This is a genomic window from Mucilaginibacter sp. P4_G9, from assembly GCF_056400985.1.
In genome coordinates this window covers 1-3,064 of record NZ_JBFUKF010000510.1, presented here as the reverse complement: position 1 = coordinate 3,064, position 3,064 = coordinate 1, and the positions used below count along the sequence as shown (strand labels likewise).

The 3,064-nt window shown below is 43.1% G+C and carries 3 protein-coding genes; all 3 read right to left on the bottom strand.

The features are described 5' to 3' along the window. Nucleotides 1-159 precede the first annotated feature (159 nt). The gene (smpB, locus tag AC1DPZ_RS24615; RefSeq protein WP_477408441.1) at nucleotides 160-612 is read right to left on the bottom strand and encodes an SsrA-binding protein SmpB; all 453 of its coding nucleotides are present in this window, start codon (nucleotides 610-612) and stop codon (nucleotides 160-162) included. A 62-nt stretch (nucleotides 613-674) separates the two neighbouring features. After that, complete coding sequence (locus tag AC1DPZ_RS24610; RefSeq protein ID WP_477408439.1) at nucleotides 675-2,579, bottom strand: Nramp family divalent metal transporter; 1,905 nt, start codon at nucleotides 2,577-2,579, stop codon at nucleotides 675-677. Next, nucleotides 2,576-3,064: metal-dependent transcriptional regulator (locus tag AC1DPZ_RS24605; RefSeq protein ID WP_477408437.1), on the bottom strand; the 489-nt coding region annotated here is incomplete at its 5' end. The genes AC1DPZ_RS24605 and AC1DPZ_RS24610, both read right to left, overlap by 4 nt.

Below are 3,064 nucleotides of genomic sequence, written 5' to 3'. Positions count from 1 at the left end.
TGCAGATTTCAGATGTGAAAATATGCAGATGATTTAGCTTCAGATGTGCAGGTGTGCAGATTACAGATATGCAGATGATTATTGAAAGGCTTCATTTGCACATCTGAAATTTGAAATCTGCACATCTGATATCTGCACATTAGTGCGCGGGCCAGGGGGCTATCGTTTCATCGCCCTGTCCATCTCTATTTTGGTATCTCGCTCTTTCATGGTATCGCGTTTATCAAAGGTTTTTTTACCCTGGGCAAGGCCTATCTCCAGTTTGGCAAAGCCACGTTCGCTAATGAAAAGGGCAAGCGGGATAATTGTCAAACCTTTTTCTTCGCCCCGGGTTAGCAGTTTTTTGAGCTCTTTTTTGTTGAGGAGCAGCACACGGTCGCGTTTGGCTTCATGGTTGTAGAACGATCCGTAAGAATACTCTGATATGTGCAGGTTCCGTACAAAAAGCTGGTTATTAATAAAAGTGCAAAAAGCATCATTAATATTTGCTTTGCCCTCGCGGATAGATTTAATTTCGGTACCCAGCAATTTAATGCCGGCTACGTATTTATCCAGTACGTGGTATTCAAAATAAGCTTTTTTGTTCTTTATATATATTTTATCCTCGGCCATTATATCCTGCTGCTAAAGCTGCAAACTTACATAAAATTTTATTTGCTCTTTGTTGTGGTACCCTATTGCGGTTTCACAATTAACACAGGTACATTTACCTTGTGTCTTACTGAATTAACCGTTGTGCCAAAAATAAGGTCTTTCAAAGCTTTGTGCCCGTGCGAGCCCATTACTATAAAATCTATCCCATTTGTGTTTACAATGTCGGCAATGGCCGTGGCGGGGTTACCATAACCTATCTCGGCTTTGGCTTTGTAACCAAGCTTTTTCATTACTTCAACGTATTGATCTAAATTATCAACATCGCTTTTTGTTTCGTTATCCATCACCTGGCCGCCGTAATAGCGTGCGCCGGCGGTTTCCACAACGTGGATCAATGTATAATGAGCATGCTTTCCGCCTTGCATAATGGCATGGCGAAGGCAATCTTTGTCGTTCTTTGAAAAATCAATGGTAATGGCTAAGTGCTTATAGGTAATGGCGTCAAGCTCATTAATAGCGGTTGCAATGCCATGTGGAACAACATATGCAACCTGGGTGGTATGTTTATAAAGCACTGGCCTTAGAAAAACATATATAAGTAATAAAAAAACACCAATTACTATAGGCACAACAAAAATATAGATGTATATATCCGATTGCGGGTTTTCCTTTAACCAATCGCCAATTTGATCAACCACTAATTTCGCATTAAGTCCAACTATCAGTACAGCGCTTGCCCAGGCCAGTATTTTTACTTTAAGGCTGATGGCAAAATTCCCCATTCTTTTCTTATCTGATGTAAAGTGGATGAGGGGAATTACAGCGAAACCCAATTGAAGGCTTAACACTACCTGGCTTAGTATGATCAAGTTGCCTAATGCCTGCTCGCCAAAATATAGTATAGTAAACACGGCCGGTACAATGGCCAGTACACGGGTAAGCAATCGCCGTAGCCATGGCTCAATGCGCAGGTTAATGTGGCCTTCCATAATGATCTGGCCGGCGAGTGTGCCTGTTATAGTAGAGCTTTGCCCTGACGCTATCAGCGCTATGGCGAACAATACAGGAGCTATTCTCCCAAAGATGTGTTCCAATAGCTTATAAGCATCCTGGATCTCGGCAACCTGGAAATAGCCATTTTTGAAAAAGGCCGTTGCGGCGAGGATGAGTATGGCCGCGTTTACAAAAAAAGCAAGGTTAAGCGCAATCACAGTATCAAAAAGGTTAAACCGGATGGCCCCTTTCATTCCCTCATCTGTACGGGTGATCTTTCGGGTTTGTACCAGCGACGAATGCAGGTAAAGGTTATGCGGCATTACAGTAGCCCCAATTATACCTATGGCTATGTACAGCATTTGTCGGCTAACAGCATCGTTTTTAAACAGGTTGGCCGGAATAAAACCTTTCGCAATGTCCACTACATCGGGGGATACAATAAACATCTCTATCAAAAAGGACATACCTATGATGAATATCATGGATATTATAAAACCCTCAAGCTTGCGCATACCCTTGTTCATCAGGTAAAGCATCAGCACAGTATCGGTTATGGTAAGCGATACGCCCCATATGAGCGGCAGGTTGAAAAGCAGTTTTAAGCCGATGGCCATACCGATGATCTCGGCAAGATCACAGGCTATGATGGCTATCTGGGCCAATACATACAGGCAAAAGTTTGCAAAACGCGGGTAAGCACGTTTGGAAGCCTGTGCCAGATCGAGCCCGCGTACAATGCCCAGTCTTGCAGCTAATGACTGCAGCAACAGGGCAATAAGGTTTGATATAAACAACACCCAGATAAGCTTGTAACCAAAAGCGCTGCCGCCGGCAATATCTGTAGCCCAGTTACCCGGATCCATGTAGCCTACACTAACCAGGTATGCCGGACCCAAAAAGGCCATGATCCGGCGCCAGCCGATTTTACTTTCGGGGTGAACTGAGCTGTGTACGTTACCTAATGAGGGGTTATGTTCGTGTTTATTCATAAGGATATCAATAAATTATTAGCAACCTCACGGCTGATGTATATTTCTTTGTCTGTTTCGGTTTTTAAAGCCACAGAATGATCATATTCAATAATATCGGTTATAGTTACTTTTTTACCAATGGTAAGCTGCTGTTTTTCGAGATATTGTAAAAACGATGATGTATGATCGCGTACGCCCGAAATCACCCCGCATTGGTTAACTGTTAATGCCGAAACGGGTTTTAACTCCATTGATTTAAATTTGCCGTTGCAATCAGGTATCGGGTCGCCATGTGGGTCGTGTTTGGGGTGGCCCATAAATTCGTCAAGCCTGTCTATCAATTCTTCAGATGATATGTGTTCCATTTCTTCGGCCATATCATGCACCTGGTCCCATTTAAAATTGAGCTTTTCTACTAAAAAATATTCCCAAAGGCGGTGTTTTCGTACAATGCCTATGGCTATCTTCTCTCCTGCATCCGTGAGGCTCACCCCCTGGTAACG

Coding starts and splice junctions, on each gene's coding strand:
- smpB (WP_477408441.1), bottom strand. CDS start 612: ATGGCCGAGGATAAAATATATATAAAGAACAAAAAAGCTTATTTTGAA.
- AC1DPZ_RS24610 (WP_477408439.1), bottom strand. CDS start 2,579: ATGAATAAACACGAACATAACCCCTCATTAGGTAACGTACACAGCTCA.